We start from the raw sequence: 15,935 nt of genomic DNA, 5'->3' as shown, positions 1-15,935 counted from the left end.
CGGAGAAAGTTACAGCGGGAAGGATGCGAACACGATTGCCAGGGGCACGCCCAGCGCCTCTCCGCCATCCTTCGCAGCCTGGCCGACAATCTCATCACCGCTGGGGTGGTCGGGCAATGCCGCGAAGTAGGCCTCGTGCGCGTCGAGGGATGCGGCGCCCTTATCCACGTGGCGCTGCTCCACCTCGACGGCCACGTTCGGGGATGCGGCCCCGTGGACCAGCAGCGTGTTCGTCTGGTGGCGCGGCCCGGCTTCGGGGTAGAGGAACTCGTTGCCCGCGTCGCGCGCCGCGTCCACCGCCGCCAGGCCTGCAACCCGGTGGTCCGCCTGGTTCACACCCCAGGGCACGATCACGCTCCAGTCCTGGGTGAGCACCACGGTGGGCCGAAATTCCCGGATCTTCGCCGCGATCGCCTGGCGCAGCTCCAATGTGTGCTCGAGCAGTCCGTCGGTGAAGTCGAGCATCTCCAGCTCCCCCGCTCCGACGATGTCGCAGGCTCGCCGCTGCTCCTGCGAACGAGTCTCGCGCACCTGCTGCGGGTCACCGCCCGCAATGCCGTGTTCACCGTGCGTGAGCAGGAGGTACGCCACCTCCACCCCGTCTTCGGCCCACTTGGCCACGGCGGCGGACGCGCCGTACTCCATGTCATCCGGGTGAGCGACGACGGCAAGCACCCGGTCGTTTTCTGAAAGCGTCAACCGTTCCACGGTCTAACCCCTCTTCTGCTTGTAGGCGTGCGCGTCGCGCGTGTACACGCGACGGTGGGTGCCCACCTTATGGCCTGGGAGCTTGCCTTCGTCGATGAGCTTGACCACGAAGGGGCGGGACACTCCGAAGAGATCGGCCACCTGCTGTGTGGTCATCTCCTCGTCCGGTTCCGGCGGGCGCACGAGGCGTCCCTCCGCCAAGTCTTCCAGCAGGTCGCGCACCCAGACGGCGGTCTGTTTGGGCAGGACGACGTGGTCTTCGGCCTGCGTGCGCGCGACCGCGAGGTTGTTGTTGAGCTCGGCCAATGCAGCTTCCACCGGCGATTGCTGTTCCTGCATGACCCAGACCCTAAACCACAACCGAAACGAGCGCAATAGTTAGTATCGGAAACCTAACGCTTGTGGTACAGCGCCTTGCGCCAGTACTGCGGCTCGGAGGTCGCCAACACCCCCAGGTTGCGGAAGATACCCTCGTCCACCGAGCCCAAAATGGTGGTGATGTGCGCATCGCACCCGCGCAGGGATCTGAGGTGCTCCAGCGCCAGAGCTGCATCCGGGTTGCCGGAGGCGGACACGGACAGTGCGATAAGCACCTCGTCGGTGTGCAGGCGCGGGTTCACCGAACCCAGGTGGCGCGTTTTCAACGACTGAATCGGCTCGATGGAATCGGGGGAGAGCAGGTGCACCTCGTCGTCGATGCCAGCGAGCAGCTTCAGGGCGTTGAGCAGCACCGCCGCCGACGGGCCCAGCAGATCCGAGGTCTTGCCGGTGACAATGCGGCCGTCCGGAAGCTCCAGCGCCGCGCCGGGCTTGCCGGTACGCTCGGCCACCTCCAGCGCCGGGGCCACCACAACCCTGTCCTCGACGGTCAGATCCGCTTTGCGCATGACGTTCATGTTGCGGTCGGAGACGGTGGAGTCGGCGTCCGCGCGACGCTCGTCGACAAGCGCTGCGTAGTAGCGGCGGATGATCTCCTGCTCGGCCGCGTGCCGGCAGGCGGCATCGTCGCTCATGCAGTACCCCGCCATGTTCACGCCCATGTCGGTCGGGGACTGGTAGGGCTCGGAGCCGGTGGCCTCGCGCAACAAGGTCTTCAGCAGGGGGAAAACCTCAATGTCGCGGTTGTAGCTGGAGACCTTCTCCCCGTAGGCATCCAGGTGGTACTGGTCGATCACGTTGATGTCGTCCAGGTCTGTCGTCGCCGCTTCGTACGCCAGGTTCACAGGGTGCGACAGCGGCAAGTTCCAAATGGGGAAAGTCTCAAACTTGGCGTAACCTGCGTCGATGCCGCGCTTGTGCTCGTGATAGACCTGCGAGAGGCAGGTGGCCAGCTTGCCCGATCCGGGACCCGGCGCGGTCATCACGACCAGGTCGCGGGTGGTCTCCACGTAGTCGTTGCGCCCGAAGCCGTCCTCGCTGACCACCTTCGCCGTGTCGTTGGGGTAGCCATCGATCATGTAGTGGCGCGCCACCTTCAGCCCCAGCCGGCCCAGGCGCTCCATGAACGCCTCCACCTTCGGGTTCGGACCCTCAAGCTGGGTGCACACCACGTTTTCCACCAGAAATCCCCGGTCCCGGAACACGTCTACAAGCCGCAGCACGTCATCTTCGTAGGTAATGCCCAAGTCCGCGCGGATTTTCTGCCGCACCACGTCGCCGGCGTTGAAGCAGATGACAATCTCCACCTCGTCCTTGATCCGGTCAAGCATGGCGATCTTGTTGTCGGGCGTGAAACCGGGCAGGACGCGGGAGGCGTGGTTGTCGTCGAACAGCTTGCCGCCCATCTCCAGATACAGCTTGCCGCCCACCTCGGCGCGCCGCTTCTGGATGTGCTCGGATTGCATCTGAATGTATTTTTCGCGATCGAACCCGGTCTCATACGGCATGGGAGCAATAGTACAGTCAGTCCCCGTGCCTGAGGGTCATGTGATTCACCGGCTTGCGCGCCGGTTCAACGCGGACTTCCGCCCCGCGCCAATTGCCGCGAGCTCGCCGCAGGGGCGCTTCGAGCCTTCGCCTATCGACGGCACCGCGCTCACCCACGCCTCAGCCCACGGCAAACACCTGTTTCTGCACTTCACAGACGCGACAGTGCATGTGCATCTGGGGCTGATCGGGAAGTTTTCCTTCGAACCCGCGGACACGATGCGCGGCCAGATCCGGCTGCGGCTGGTGCCGGACGGCGGGGAAGGCCCGGTTGCGGCCCACCTGCGCGGCCCGCAGACCTGCACCTACATCACCCCGGCGGAGCAGCAGGCGATTCTGGACCGGGCGGGCGAGGACCCTTTATCGCCCGACGCGGACCCGGATGCGCTGTTCGAGCGGGTACGCCGCTCCCGGCGCGCCATCGGCTCGCTCATGATGGACCAGACCTACTTCGCGGGCGTGGGCAACATCTACCGCGCCGAACCGCTGTTTCGCCAGGGCATCTCACCGTTTACCCCGGGCAGGGAGCTGGGGCAGGAGCGTTTCAGCGCCATCTGGGCCGACCTGGTTTCGCTGATGGCCGACGGCGTGGCCACCGGGCGCATAGATACAGTGCGCGGCGAGCACACCCCGGAGGCGATGGCGCGCGCCCCGCGTGACGACGACCACGGGGGAGAGGTCTACGTCTACCGCCGCGCCGGCGAGGCCTGCCTGGTGTGCGGCGGAGATGTGGCCAAGCAGCAGTTCGAGGGGCGCAACCTGTTTTATTGCCCCTCCTGCCAGGGAGTTTAGGTGGAGCGTACCCTGGTGCACATGTACGCCAGTACTTTCACCGCAGACCAAATCAGGGCGGCCGAGTCGCCGCTGTTGGCCGCGCAGGCCCACCCGGACCAGCTGATGCAATCCGCCGCACACGCCGTGTTCGAGGCGGCCGAGGCGATGCTGGATGAGGCGACTGGGCGGGTGCTGGTGCTCGCCGGGCCGGGCGGCAACGGCGGCGACGCCCTGTACGCCGGCGCCGAGCTCGCGCTGGCCGGGTACCGCGTGGACGCGCTACTTACCGCCGGTCGCGCCCAGGAACGCGCGCTCGCGGCGTTTACCAACGCGGGCGGGCAAGTGCTCGAGGCGCTGCCGGACAGTGCATTCGAGTACGCCCTGGCCATCGACGGCATTACCGGCATCGGCGGCTCCGGCGGCCTGCGCGAAGAGCTCGCGGACGTGGTGAGGTGGCTACGCCGGGTTCGCGTGCTCTCCGTGGACGTGCCCTCCGGCGTGGATGCCGACACCGGGGAAGCGGGCGAACTGCACATCACCGCCGACGCCACCGTCACCTTCGGCGGATGGCGCCGCGCCCACGCCCTCGCCCCGGAGTGCGGGGTACAGCTGCTCGCAAACATCGGCCTGCCCGGCCGCCCCTTGCACACGCAACTGCTGGACACCATGCCCGAGTGGGCCCACGACGGCCCGACGCTGGTGCTGGCCAACCGCGCCGTCGCCGACCCCGGGAACTGGCCGGACACCCTCCACCTCCTGCCACCCGCGCCTGTCCAGGACGTCACGCCGGGGCCTGCCGACGACAAATACACCGGGGGAGTAGTGGGCATCCGCGCAGGTAGCGCAGGCTATCCAGGCGCGGCGGTGCTCACCGTTTCCGGTGCGGTGCACGCCACGCCCGGGATGGTCCGCTACGCCGGGCCGGAGGCGGATGGGGTGGTGCGGGTGAGGCCGGAGGTCGTCGCTACGCAAAGGCTTCAAGATGCCGGACGGGTGCAGGCCTGGGTGTTTGGGCCCGGCGCCGGGACGGGAGAGGATGCGGCGCGCGAGCTTGCGTGGGCGCTGGAGCAAGAGGTGCCATTGCTTATCGACGCCGACGGCCTCACCCTCCTCACCCAGCACGAACACTTGCGCCGAGCGGTGGCGTCGCGGGACGAGCCGACGGTGCTGACCCCGCACGACGGGGAGTTTTTGCGCCTGCGCGAGGCTGCCGGAGTGCGCGAGGGCACGCGGTTCGAGGAGACGCTGGAGCTGGCCGCGACGCTGCGCGCCACCATCGTGCGCAAAGGCCGCATCACCCTAGTCGCGCCGGAGGACGACCCCTATCTCATCCACGCCGTGGATGCCGGGCACTCCTGGGCCGCCACGCCAGGCTCCGGGGATGTGCTGGCCGGGATTATTGGCGCTCACCTGGCGCTTTCCGCAGCGCGCGCCGCTGTTCCCGGCGCCGTTGACGCCGCAGTGCCTGGTGCGGTGACCGGGGCGGTGACGGTGCACGCGGTGGCCGCCTGGCTGGCAGCGCAAACCCCGTCCGGCCCCGCCACCGCGCCCGCGGGCCGCATCGCCGAGCACGTCCGCGACGCCACCGCGGAGGTGTCCCATGCTTGACGCTGTTGTGGTCGGCGCCGGCCAATCCGGGCTGGCCGTGTCGTACTACCTGCGCAAATATGGCGCGGATTTCGTGGTGCTTGACGCCTCCGATACCCCCGGCGGGGCGTGGCCGCACTACTGGGACGCGCTGACGCTGTTCTCCCGCGCGGAATTCTCCAACCTCCCCGGCTGGCCCATGCCCAGCTACGAGGGCTACCCGCCGCGCGACCACGTCGTGACGTACTTCTCCCGCTACGAGCAGCGCTACGACCTGCCTATCCACCGGGGCGAGCGGGTCGAGCGCGTGCTTCACGACGGCTCCGTGTTCACCGTCAACGGCTACGTCGCCCGCAACGTCGTCATGGCCACCGGGATCTGGTCCGCGCCGTTCGTGCCGTTCGTTCCCGGTTCCTTCGCCGGCGAGCAGATCCACTCCGCGACGTACGCGCGCCCTGAAGACTTCGCCGGCCGGCGCGTCGCCGTGGTGGGCGGGGGCAACTCGGGCGCGCAGATTGTCGCCGACCTCGCACTTGCCGGTATAGACGTGCAGTGGTTCACACGCCGTCCCCCGGCGTTCATGCCCGACAACGTCGACGGCGAGCAGCTGTTCAGGCGCAACCGAGAGCGCTTCGTAGCCATCGCCCGCGGGGACGGGGATCCAGGCGGCGCCGATTTTGGCGGCGACATCGTCATGGTGCCGGAGGTCCGCCGGGCGCGGGAGCGCGGTTTGCTTACGGCCGAGCCGATGGTTGGGTCGCTGGACGAGCTGTCTTCGTTCGACGCCTTGATCTGGGCCACCGGCTTCCGCCCCGCGCTGTCCGCCGTGCGCGGCCTGGAGCACGGTTTGGATACCCCCGGCTTATACGTGTTGGGCTTTGATTCGCTCAACGGTCCGGGCGCCGGCACCATCGGCGGCGTGAGCCCCTTTGCCCGGGACATTGCGCGGCGGATTATGGGCAAGCGCTAGAGCCCACTCAGCGGCCTGAGCCGGACCTAATACCCGCCTCACGCGAATGCATAATAAACGGCAACACTTTTGCATTACAGTGTTGTAATTTCGTACGGTGACGAGCGGAAACCTCCCGTTGGGGACAGTAAGCGGACGAGCATGAAACTTTTATTTTCCTAAGAATCTTTCGCCAGCGAACCCTCAACCTGCACGTTCCCCACATTTCAACGGGCTAACCCGGTTTAGAGAGCCATCTCACCTATCTTTCGAATGCTGAAATGGTGTTCCTCTGCGCTACGCTATCGGTGTGTTTGAGAATCGGAGGATCGCAGTTCTTGCGTGCGCGACCGCAACCTTGACGGCTGCGGTTGCCGTGCCGTCCGCCGATGCCGCAACCGTTGGCCAGCCCACTGATGGCGTGTGCTCATTCAAGATCAACGACGCTGAGCGTAAATACATCGATTCCCTCGACCGGAGCGTGGGCATCGGTGCCAGCGACGAGCGCGCGCGGTGGGCAGCTGCCTTCGAAGTCGCTTTCCCGGGCGCGAGTGAGGTGAGCGGCCAGTTCCTCGAGCAATTCTCCGGCAGCTACATCAGCTACTTCAACAACAATCTGGCGGCCAACGTTGAGAGGTGGGCCCAGCGCGTCGCCGACGCCACCGGCGCCGACCTCGACGCTTCGCGCACTTACTTCACCCACGTTTGGGATTCCTCTGCAACAAGCAACCACCAGCCGTTCGACATGGGCGGTTACTGGAGCGAACTCGACCAGGCTGTCGCAACGGGCCAGATCACGGTGCCGAAGCGGGACGGGTTCGCGGAGTTCGATCTGATCCCTGACCGCGCGGGGATCAACGCCCAGCTGGCGGAAGAATACCCGTCCATGCCGCGAGACCAGCGCAGCAAGTGGGCTGAGGCGTACGACACTCTGCCGGACATGACGGAAGCGCGGCGCGTCGCAGCACTCATGGTGGCGTACGAGGAAGCCCGGACTACCTGCGAAGCAGGCGGCGGCACCGTCTTACTGCCCACGGACGGCACGAACCCGGATGCGCCCGTGACTACCCCGCCAACGTCCACGTATGCTCCGCCGCCGATCGAGCCCGGCAGGACCAGCAACACCGTGACGCACACGCTGACCAACGGGAAAACCAAGGTCACCACCTCCGTGACGGGGAGCCCCACCACGATGACCAACATCTCGGTCTCCCAGGTCACCTCGCGCACGGACACCGCCAAGACCACCAACAGCGGTTCCAGCGCCAGCCCGGGCGTGGTAGTGGGCGTCATCGTCGCCCTGCTTGTCGCGCTCGGCGCTGCCGGTGCCGCGTTTGCGGCGATGGGGCAGTAGCCGTAACTTAGCCGGGTGCACAAGACCCAGGACTTTTCCCAGCAAACAGGCAGGTTTCCGGTTGTCCCGCTAGCGGCCATGAGCTTCGCCGCTTTCGTGTACGTCACCTTCGAGATGTTCGCGGTGGGCCTAATCTCGCCGATGGCGCGGGATCTCAACGTCTCCGAGGGCCAAATCGGTCTGCTGATGAGCGTGTACGCGGGCCTCGTGGCTGTGGTGACTATTCCGCTGATACACCTGACACGTAACGTCGATAGGCGGCACCTGCTCATCGGCACCCTGCTGTTTCTGCTCGGCGGGATCGTGCTCCAGGCCACGGCGACGAGTTACGCCACCCTGGTTGCCGGCCGCGTGACTGCGGCGTTCACCCACGGTGTGTTCTGGTCGCTGATCAACCCCACGGCCGCCCGCATCGCCCCGGCCGGGCAGACCGGCAAAGCGGTCGCATCCGTGGCCATCGGCTCCACGCTGTCCATGGTCCTTGGCTCGCCCCTGACCACGGCGTTAGGGGCGGCGATCGGCTGGCGCGCCTCCACGTGGGTCCTCGGCGCTGCGGTTGTGGGCGCGTTGGTGATGCTGGTGATCACGCTGCCCAGCCTGCCGGCCACACACTCGCAGAAGGACGCGACGGCCCGCGCATCGCGCTCCGCAATCCCGTCGCTGGTGCTCTACCTCGTGTTCGCGGTGACGGCGATCTTTTCCACCTTCACCTACCTCGCCCTGCTTGTGGAGCGCACCGCCGGCCACCAATTCGTCCCCTACGGCGTCTCCCTATACGGCATTGCCGGCCTCATCGGCGTGACGTGGGCGGGCCGGCGGGTGGACAGCCGCATGATCCGCATCAACGGCTTGGCCGCCGCCACGCTCGCAGCCAGCGCCATCGCCGGCCTGCTCGCGCTGCACTTCGTCTCGGGCCCGGCGATGTTTGCCGTCATCGCTGTCTTCGGCGCCGCCGCCGGCGCGCTGCCCACCGCCTCCACCACGATCTTCCTGCACGCGGGCGAGCACAATCCGGACATGGCCAGCTCCATCTCCGTGGTGACCTTCCAGGTCGGCATCGCCTCCGGCTCCGCGGTCGGTGCCGCGGCGGTGGACCTGGGCTACCTCTCCGGGACCCTGCTGGCCTCGGCGGTACTTGCGGCGCTGGCATTTTCCGTCATGGCCACCCGCTCGCGCAGCCTTTTGCGGTAGCGCCGCGGTTCCACGAACCGGCCGGCCGCCTCGAGCGGCACGTAGCCGCGCAGCAGCTCAGCGGTTTCACCGGCCACGAACGTGCGGTGCCCCCACTGCGGCACGCGGAAGATCCCGTGCGGCACGCGCACCAGGTCGCCCCCGCGCACCATCGTCGGCCCCATCTCCTGCAGCGAGGTCACAATGAACGCCTCGCCCACCGCGTACGCCACCACGTTGCTCTCGCACGCCCGCAGCCTATCGACGACGCTTCGCCCCGCCAGCCAATAGCCGTCGCCGGCTGTGAGGTCGTCGTCAAGCAATGACGGAAGCGACGTGACCTGGGGCCCGCGACGCGAAAGCCCCGCCCTGCGCTCGATCTCCCCGGCTAGCAGGGCAGGGTCGAGCGGGGCGGGGCCGGAGGCTGCGTAGAACACGCGGGCCAGTCTAGGCGTAGGCGGGGGCGTTGACCCCCAGTTCGAAGACCTCGTCGCGGCCTGTGATCACGGAGCGGTCGTGGGTGACAAAGCCGCAGGCGATGCCCCGCTCCTCGGTGAGCTGGCGCAGCAGCTTCACAATCTCCTGGGAGCGGTCCGCGTCCAGGGACGCGGTCGGCTCGTCCGCAAGCAGGAGATCCGGCTCGCCCATCAACGCGCGGGCGATACCGACGCGCTGGCGCTGGCCGCCGGACAGCTCGCCCATACGGCGGTCGCCGAGGCCCTCGAGGCCCACCTTGGCCAACAACTCGTCCGCCCTCTCCCTTCGTGGGCGACGTCCACGAATGTGGTCCGTGACCAGCAGCTGGTCGCGCACATTGAGCGCGGCAATGAGGTTCGCCTGCTGGAAGATCATGCCGATCTTGCGGCGGCGCACCTCGTCGTTGACGTCCTCGCCGTTGAGCTTGACGGTGCCGGAATCGGGGGTGATCAGGCCCGCCGCCACGGACAGGAGGGTGGACTTTCCGGAGCCTGACTCGCCGACGATAAAGGTCATCTCGCCCGGCCTGGCGGTGAAGTCCAGGTGGTCCAAAACGGTGCGCTTTTCCTGGCCGTCCTGGAAGGCGACGGTGATGTTGCTGAGTTCGAGCATTATGCGGCACCTCCAAGGGCCTGCTGCGGGTTGACCTTGACGATGGAACGGGTGGCGATCATCGCGCCGACCATGCCCAGCGCCCAGATGGCTACCGGCGGCACGATGGCGGTGACGGCGTTCAGGGCGAACGGGGCAGAGCCCTGCATCCGCATGCCCAGGCCGAAGGCGGCCAGGCCGCCGACGAGTGCGCCGATGGCCAACAGCACCGCGGACTGGCCCAGGGCGTCTTTAAGCAGGTAGCCGTTGGATGCGCCGATGGCCTTCAAAATGGCCAGGTCGCGGGTGCGCTGCATCGTCCACACGGTGAGGAAGGCGACAATCACCAGCGCGGCGATGGCGTAGAGGAAGCCCTGGATGAGCTTCAGCGAGCCTTGCTCAGACGAGTACGCGGGCAAGCCGCTGAAGGATTCCTTCAGGGGCACACCGCCGTCGACCTCGTGGTCCGACAGCAGGACGGTGCCGTCGGCGTCGGTGTGCATGACCTCCTTCCAAAAGTCCGTGGGCACCCACAGGACGGGGGAGTGAGAGAACGCGAGGTCCTCGCCGATGGCGCCGACGGTGATGCCGTTGCCGGCGACGGTCACGGTCTCGCCCTCGCTTACCTCCAGGCCCGGCGCGGCGACCGCCTCACTGCCCAGCGTCTTGCCGCCGGGCAGCTCGGTGCCCTCGGGAAGGGCGAGGATGGACACGGCGGCGTCGGTGCCGTCCGACTTGGTCAGCAGCATCTGGCTGGTACCCAGCGGGGTCAGGCCGTCGCGCGCCTCAACGCGGGAGGTGGTAAACGACGGATCCTCCGGGTCCTGAAAGACGACGGACTGCGGGTCCAGCGCCTCCAGCGCGGACGTGTTCTGCTTGCCCAAACCGGCGGTCAGGCCCGTGAGCACGACCACCAGAAGCGTGATCAGCGCGACGGTGCCCGCGATCAGCCCGAAGCGCCCCTTGGCTGATGTGATCTCTCTAATTCCTACGAACATGGTTCTAATCCTGCCGTCTAGCTGCAACGTTCCACATCGGGCCGGTGGTTGAAATCCCGGTCAACCGATCGGTTGATCTACGCTCGGACGCATGTTGTCAACCACCCGTTTCCTGCAACTGCTGCGCGTGAGCCTGCACGTGCTGGTAGCGGTGCTGCTGGCCGTGGGCCTGGTGGGGCAGCTGCGCGGCGGCGGACCCGCGGCAGCTGTCACCTTCTCCGCCTGCTTCGCCGCCGTGTACCTGGCCGGCACCGTGTGGCACAACCGCGGCAAGGCGTACCCGGCGTGGGCGCCGTACGCGTGGCTGCTGCTGGTTGCGGTGCTGTGGGTCGCGCTGGTGCAGATTTCCGAGGACTTTGTGTGGCTGGAGTTCCCGCTGGTCATGCTCGCCTGCGTCATCCTGCCCAAGTGGTGGGAGATCGCGGCCGCGGCGGCGCTGCTGGCGGTCACGCTCTCCGCGACAGCCCAGGGCGGGCCCGGCGCGGTGGTCGGCCCCACCATCGGCACCGCCTTGGCCGTGTTCATCGTCCACGCCTACCAGGCCCTACGCGCGGAGGCAGACCACTACCGGCAGATGGCCGACGACCTGCGCGCGGCCCAGCACCAGCGCGCGGAGGCGGAGCACGCCGCGGGCGTGGCCGAAGAGCGGGCCCGGCTGGCCCGCGAGGTGCACGACACCATGGCGCAAGGGCTCAGCTCCATCGTCTTGCTCGGCCGCGCGATGGACAAGCAGCTCGGCGCGGGCGACCCGGCGCGCGAGACCTTGGACGTGATCCGCTCCACTGCCTCCGACAACTTGGCGGAGGCGCGACGCTTCGTGGCGGAGAACTCCGCGGACACCGCCGCGGTTGAGGGGACAAGCGAGGGCGCAGGAGAGGGCGCGGCAACCCGCACGCCGTTGCCCGCCCGCTTGGAGCGTTTGGCCGGCCACGCGCAAGACCGCCAGCGCGCGCTGGGCGAGCAGCTGGAGGTTCGCGTCAATGCGGTTGACCTGCCGGAACCAGCAGCGTCCGTGGCCGAGCGCGTCGTGCGCGAGGGCCTGAGCAACATCGTGCGCCACGCCGGGGCGTCGTCGGCGGTGGTGACCGTGGATAGGCTGGGGGAGACTGCCACCATCGACGTCTTCGACAACGGCCGTGGCATCTCCGGCCCGGAAGGTTACGGGCTCAAAGGGCTGCGCGCCCGCGTGGAGGAGGTCGGCGGCGAGCTCACAGTCGAAGGTAACGTCCTTGCCGCCACCGTGCCCGTGGACGAGACCGTGGAGGAGACCGTGGAGGAGAAATGACACTGAGCGTCATGCTTATCGACGACCATCCGGTCGTCCGCGCCGGCCTGCGCGCAGTGCTCAATTCCTTTGACGGCATCGAGGTTGTCGCCGAGGCCGCCGACGGCAACGCCGAGGTGCCCGAGGGGGTGGACGTGGTGGTCTCCGACATCCAGATGCCCGGCGCGTCGGGCATCGACCTCACCCGCCGCCTCGTTGCCGCGGGCGGGCCGCCGGTGCTTATCCTGACCACCTACGACACCCAGGCTGATGTGGTTGCCGCGGTGGAGGCGGGAGCGATGGGGTACCTGCTCAAGGACGCCCCCGAGGACGAGCTCTACGACGCGGTGGTGCGCGCCTCCCAACGCACCCGGGTGCTTTCCCCGCAGGTGGCCAACGTGCTCGCCGACCGGCTGGTCAACCCTTCCGAGGCGCTGTCTGCCCGCGAGATCGAACTGCTGCGCGCGCTGCAGACGGGCGCGTCGAACCGGGAGATCGCCGAGCAGCTGTTCATCTCCCAGGCGATGGTGAAGACGCACCTGATCCACATCTATTCGAAGCTGGGCGTGGACAACCGGACGGCTGCCGTTGAAAAGGCTCGGCAGCGCCGCATCATCTAAGCTGGGTACCATGTCCTTCATCGATCTGCAGGTTGGCCCGTGGCGCGGTGTCGAACTCCTCAGGGGGCTTACAGGCCCGGCCGAAACGCCCGCAGGCTGCAAGTCTTTCTCGTGGCGCCACGACGGCACCGCACGCCTCGGCGGTGTGCTTGAGCGGGCGCAGGTGCAGGTGCTTATCGACGCGGAGGCGGTGCCCGATAAGGTCCAACGCGCCCAGCCGGAGGCGTTCGGCCTGCGCAGCGTCACCACCGAATCCGCCGGCGAGGCGTACGTCTTCGCCGGGCGCATGTTCGGCCGCGCCGGCGACGTGGACACTATCGAGCCCTGCGCGGCCGCGCAGCTGACTATCGCCCCCGGGACAGAGCTGGCTATCACGGTGTACGAGGAGTTCGAGTACGCCATCGTCGCCGCCGACGGGGACCTGGCCGTGAACAACACGGACGTGCCCGGCAGATCAGTAGGTCTTCTCGACGCCGGCCACCGCACGCTGGGGCTGAAGAACCGCTCTGACAGCATCGCCCACGCCTTGATCCTGGGCGGCCAACCCACGCATTAGGGCCGGCACTGCGAGAGATGTGCCGGTGTGGTCTCCCTCATCGTCGCTGCCGCCATCCTGGTGGAGGGCATCACGCAGATGGGCGTGATCGAGGCGCTGACCAACCTGGCGCAGGCATCCTCCGGCGCTGCGGTGCTCATGGTGCTGGTGTTCGTGCTGGCCACCGCCGCCATGGCGTTGCTCACCGGTTCCGGCGTGGCGCCCTACTTCGCGTTCTCCGAGATGGTGCCCGGCATCGCCGCGGACTCCGCAGTTTCCGCCCCGCAGATGCTCACCTCCATCTGGGCCGCCTCGAACACCATGCGCCAGGCCTCCCCGGTCAACGCCGCTGTGCTCATCGTCGCCGGCGCTCTGCAGGTCAACCCGATCGACGTTGTCCGCCGCACCGCTGTCCCGCTGGCCGCGGGTGCGGTAACCGCGGTGGTGTGCGCGTTCCTGTTCGTGGTCTAAGGCCTGCTTAGGCCGTAAGGTTGCCGGTATGACCGTCTCAGTGCTCATGATCGTGGAGGGCGCCTCGCCCGAAATTTCCCGCTGCGTCAACGTCGAAGAGACCATGACGCTCGGCGAGCTGGCCCAGATCATCGACGCCGCACTCGGCTTCACCGGCGCCGCCACCCACCTCTACGTTGGCCAGGAAGGTGCGCAGCGCTCGGTCTACACGGAAGTTCCGGGGTCGGGCGAGCATCACGAGGACGAGCTCACCGTGGCCGAGATGCGGCCGATGACCTACGTCTACGACCCGGCCGCCAACTGGAACATCCACGTGGAGGTCCTCGGCCCCTCCAACATCGAGGGGCCGACGCCCATGCTTATCGACGCCGCCGGGCCCGACGTTGTCGAAGCCTGCTCCGGCCCGGAGCTGATGACCACCTTCCGCAACCAGGCCCGCCTCCTGGCCGCCGGCATCGAGCCGGACCTGGAGACCATCACCCTGATGTTCAGCTACCTCCCTGTCATGCCGCCCGAGCGGATGCTGGACCGGATGACCCAGGCGGACCCGGTTGCTGTGGCCACCCGCATCGGCAACGTCGCCGAGGAGATGTTCTTCGACGAGGTGGCCGCCGCGGACGAGCAGAGCGACGGCCCCGGCCTGGCCCAGCACTTCGACGACTTCCTGCAATCCCGCCCGGACCTGCTCCAGATCATCGACATGGACCCCCACCCGGAGCGCAACCCCTCCATGATCAACGCCGTGACCGAGTTTTTCGGCGGGTTCTTCGGCGACGCGTTGGACGGCGCCGGCGACCTGACGCAGCACCCGGGTATCGTGCCGGGCTTCGGACCGGGTTCGTTCACCGACATCTTCGCCGGGCTCATCCGCATCTTCGCCGCCGGTGTGCCCTACGAGCACGATGACTTGCCCGCGGACATCGCCCACGAGGTGCGCGAGCTGGTCCAGCTACCGTTTGCCAACACCGTGGCCGATCTGTTGCTCGACGCCCGCATGCTGAAAAAGCGCGGCGGCGAGCTCACCCCGACCAAAGCCGGTGAAACCTTCCTCACCAGCGAAAACCCCATCCCCAAGTACGCCGACAACATCCGCCGGGGCTTCGAAGCCCTCACCGGGGAGGATATGTGGCGCGCTATCGTGGGGTGGCTCGTCGGCGGCCAGCCAGCCACCCCCGAGATGGTGTCTTGGCTGCTGTGGCTCGAGGCGTTCGGCATCGCGCGCGAAACCGGTCCGAACCAGGTCGTGTGCACCGAGCAGGGCTCCCAGTTGCTGGAGCTGCACTACGCTCACTACGCCAACGGCCGCTAACGGCGCTTCACTCCACCACCAGGTATAGCCCCAGCGCGCCAATCCCGAGCATCATCGCCGTGAGCAGAAATATCGCAGCCGCGTTGGGGGCGCTGCGCTCGTCGGCAAGTGCGGAAGCCTCGGACCGGTACGCCCGCCGGTTCAGCACCACGATGGCAAGCCCCGTCGCCGCCAGCGCCGCCGACGCGACCACAATCAACCGCGGGTAGGCACCCGCCCACCGCAGCAGCGTCGCCGCGCACACCAGCATGGCCAGCGCGGTGCGCGTCCAGCTCATGGAGGTGCGCTCGGCCTGCAGCCCGGGGTCGGCGACTGGGATCATCGCAGCAGGCTCACCCCGACCACAAGCGCCGCCACGAACACCACGGCGCACAGCACGGGGATGATGGCGGGGGCGGGGATGGGCTCGTCGTGACGCAGAGCCCGCTCGATGCGCACCCAGCGCACGGCCGCTCCCGCGGAGATCGCCATCGCGATCAGGATGACCGCCGCCGCCGCGACCTTGCGCACGCCCGGCTCGATGCCGGGCAGCTCGAACGCCTCGAGCGCAATCCCGCCGGCCAAAAACGCCAGCGCCGTGCGCGTCCACGCGAGGAAGGTGCGCTCGTTGGCCAGGGTGAACCGCGGGTCCGGCTCCCCGCCGGTGGGGAACACCCGCCTGGTAAACCATCCGCGCTCGCTCATGCGCTCAACCCTAGCGCCGCCCACACGGTGAGGATGACCGCGCCCGCCGCCACAATCGACCACAAGATCGTTGTGCGATTGCTTCTCGACGTCCTTCCGGCCACCCCCGCCCCCAACCACGCACCCGCCGTGTTGCAAATGACGTCGTCCGCGTCGCTGTAGCCCCAAGAACACAGGTACTGCGCCGTCTCGATGCCCAGGCTGCAAAGCAGCCCGACCAGCACCGCCCGGCCCACCGCCCCCCGGTAGGCGACAAACCCCACCGGGAGAAACAGCGCGATGTTGCCGAAGAGGTTCAGCCACGGCCCCCACCACACCCTCGCGTACTCGAACGTCTCCAGCGGGTTGAGGCGGATCTGGCTGAGCTGGTGCGACTCCGCCGACCACAGCCCTGGGATAGACACGAAGGCTTTGCCCACTGTGAACGCGAGTACGACCAAGCAGGTGATCACAGCCGCCGCCGCGCGGGCGGTCTTGGTCTCGGTGTTGCTCGCTGAAGTCACTTGCCCAACCGTAGA

At 67.8% G+C, this 15,935-nt stretch carries 18 protein-coding genes and 1 pseudogene; 10 read left to right on the top strand and 9 right to left on the bottom strand.

Annotation, left to right across the window (positions count from 1 at the left end; genetic code table 11):
- Positions 1-9 precede the first annotated feature (9 nt).
- From HMA55_RS01620 to HMA55_RS01610, 3 genes are read right to left on the bottom strand one after another with little or no spacing between them, the layout of a single operon-like run.
- Positions 10-708, bottom strand: coding sequence for a PIG-L deacetylase family protein (locus HMA55_RS01620; RefSeq protein ID WP_257802406.1), 699 nt, complete (start codon positions 706-708; stop codon positions 10-12).
- 3 nt (positions 709-711) lie between these two features.
- A complete protein-coding gene (locus HMA55_RS01615; protein WP_181191343.1) occupies positions 712-1,047 on the bottom strand; it encodes a helix-turn-helix domain-containing protein in 336 nt (111 codons plus the stop codon).
- 53 nt (positions 1,048-1,100) lie between these two features.
- On the bottom strand, positions 1,101-2,594 hold the full coding sequence (locus HMA55_RS01610; RefSeq protein ID WP_181191342.1) for a DUF1846 domain-containing protein: 1,494 nt from the start codon (positions 2,592-2,594) through the stop codon (positions 1,101-1,103).
- Positions 2,595-2,619: 25 nt separating this feature from the next.
- Between HMA55_RS01610 and HMA55_RS01605 the strand changes: the two genes are divergently transcribed.
- The 5 genes from HMA55_RS01605 (at position 2,620) to HMA55_RS01585 (ending at position 8,489) form a co-directional block, all read left to right on the top strand.
- Complete coding sequence (locus HMA55_RS01605; RefSeq protein ID WP_181191341.1) at positions 2,620-3,426, top strand: Fpg/Nei family DNA glycosylase; 807 nt, start codon at positions 2,620-2,622, stop codon at positions 3,424-3,426.
- A gap of 21 nt (positions 3,427-3,447) precedes the next feature.
- Entirely contained in the window at positions 3,448-5,016 is a 1,569-nt protein-coding gene (locus HMA55_RS01600) for a bifunctional ADP-dependent NAD(P)H-hydrate dehydratase/NAD(P)H-hydrate epimerase (protein ID WP_181191340.1), read from the top strand.
- The gene (locus HMA55_RS01595; protein ID WP_181191339.1) at positions 5,009-5,965 is read left to right on the top strand and encodes an NAD(P)-binding domain-containing protein; all 957 of its coding nucleotides are present in this window, start codon (positions 5,009-5,011) and stop codon (positions 5,963-5,965) included. The genes HMA55_RS01600 and HMA55_RS01595 overlap by 8 nt, the downstream gene beginning before the upstream one ends.
- Before the next feature lie 289 nt (positions 5,966-6,254).
- Complete coding sequence (locus tag HMA55_RS01590) at positions 6,255-7,298, top strand: hypothetical protein (RefSeq protein WP_181191338.1); 1,044 nt, start codon at positions 6,255-6,257, stop codon at positions 7,296-7,298.
- A gap of 78 nt (positions 7,299-7,376) precedes the next feature.
- On the top strand, positions 7,377-8,489 hold the full coding sequence (locus HMA55_RS01585; RefSeq protein WP_181191337.1) for an MFS transporter: 1,113 nt from the start codon (positions 7,377-7,379) through the stop codon (positions 8,487-8,489).
- On the opposite strand, the gene HMA55_RS01580 is transcribed toward HMA55_RS01585, so the two are convergent.
- The 3 genes from HMA55_RS01580 to HMA55_RS01570 are packed head-to-tail and all read right to left on the bottom strand — an operon-like array spanning position 8,399 to position 10,534.
- The gene (locus HMA55_RS01580) at positions 8,399-8,905 is read right to left on the bottom strand and encodes a hypothetical protein (protein WP_181191336.1); all 507 of its coding nucleotides are present in this window, start codon (positions 8,903-8,905) and stop codon (positions 8,399-8,401) included. The two genes, HMA55_RS01585 and HMA55_RS01580, sit on opposite strands and share 91 nt — an antisense overlap.
- A 10-nt stretch (positions 8,906-8,915) precedes the next feature.
- The gene (locus HMA55_RS01575; protein ID WP_181191335.1) at positions 8,916-9,557 is read right to left on the bottom strand and encodes an ABC transporter ATP-binding protein; all 642 of its coding nucleotides are present in this window, start codon (positions 9,555-9,557) and stop codon (positions 8,916-8,918) included.
- Positions 9,557-10,534: an ABC transporter permease gene (locus HMA55_RS01570; RefSeq protein WP_181191334.1), complete on the bottom strand. Its 978-nt coding sequence runs from the start codon at positions 10,532-10,534 to the stop codon at positions 9,557-9,559. The genes HMA55_RS01575 and HMA55_RS01570 overlap by 1 nt, the downstream gene beginning before the upstream one ends.
- Before the next feature lie 91 nt (positions 10,535-10,625).
- Between HMA55_RS01570 and HMA55_RS01565 the strand changes: the two genes are divergently transcribed.
- The 5 genes and pseudogenes from HMA55_RS01565 to HMA55_RS01545 all read left to right on the top strand — a co-directional run bounded on the left by HMA55_RS01565 (position 10,626) and on the right by HMA55_RS01545 (position 14,733).
- A complete protein-coding gene (locus HMA55_RS01565) occupies positions 10,626-11,819 on the top strand; it encodes a sensor histidine kinase (RefSeq protein WP_181191333.1) in 1,194 nt (397 codons plus the stop codon).
- The gene (locus tag HMA55_RS01560) at positions 11,816-12,418 is read left to right on the top strand and encodes a response regulator (RefSeq protein WP_181191332.1); all 603 of its coding nucleotides are present in this window, start codon (positions 11,816-11,818) and stop codon (positions 12,416-12,418) included. The genes HMA55_RS01565 and HMA55_RS01560 overlap by 4 nt, the downstream gene beginning before the upstream one ends.
- A 10-nt stretch (positions 12,419-12,428) precedes the next feature.
- Positions 12,429-12,974 (top strand): pirin-like C-terminal cupin domain-containing protein, encoded by a 546-nt coding sequence (locus tag HMA55_RS01555; RefSeq protein WP_181191331.1) that lies wholly within the window; start codon positions 12,429-12,431, stop codon positions 12,972-12,974.
- A gap of 12 nt (positions 12,975-12,986) precedes the next feature.
- Positions 12,987-13,424: pseudogene (locus HMA55_RS01550) on the top strand (Na+/H+ antiporter NhaC family protein); the annotation flags it as partial.
- Positions 13,425-13,452: 28 nt separating this feature from the next.
- A complete protein-coding gene (locus HMA55_RS01545) occupies positions 13,453-14,733 on the top strand; it encodes an IS1096 element passenger TnpR family protein (RefSeq protein ID WP_181191329.1) in 1,281 nt (426 codons plus the stop codon).
- Positions 14,734-14,740: 7 nt separating this feature from the next.
- Here the strand turns inward: HMA55_RS01545 and HMA55_RS01540 are convergent, their stop codons facing one another.
- Genes HMA55_RS01540 through HMA55_RS01530 form a run of 3 tightly spaced genes read right to left on the bottom strand, consistent with a single transcriptional unit; the run spans position 14,741 to position 15,920 of the window.
- Positions 14,741-15,055, bottom strand: a complete 315-nt coding sequence (locus HMA55_RS01540; protein WP_181191328.1) for a DUF202 domain-containing protein — start codon at positions 15,053-15,055, stop codon at positions 14,741-14,743.
- Entirely contained in the window at positions 15,052-15,417 is a 366-nt protein-coding gene (locus HMA55_RS01535) for a YidH family protein (RefSeq protein WP_181191327.1), read from the bottom strand. Before HMA55_RS01535 ends, HMA55_RS01540 begins: the two co-directional genes overlap by 4 nt.
- On the bottom strand, positions 15,414-15,920 hold the full coding sequence (locus tag HMA55_RS01530) for a VanZ family protein (RefSeq protein ID WP_181191326.1): 507 nt from the start codon (positions 15,918-15,920) through the stop codon (positions 15,414-15,416). The genes HMA55_RS01535 and HMA55_RS01530 overlap by 4 nt, the downstream gene beginning before the upstream one ends.
- Between the last annotated feature and the right edge of the window lie 15 nt (positions 15,921-15,935).

It is taken from the genome of Corynebacterium wankanglinii (assembly GCF_013601005.1).
Classification (GTDB): Bacteria; Actinomycetota; Actinomycetes; order Mycobacteriales; family Mycobacteriaceae; genus Corynebacterium; species Corynebacterium wankanglinii.
This window is presented reverse-complemented; position numbering and strand designations above follow the sequence as displayed.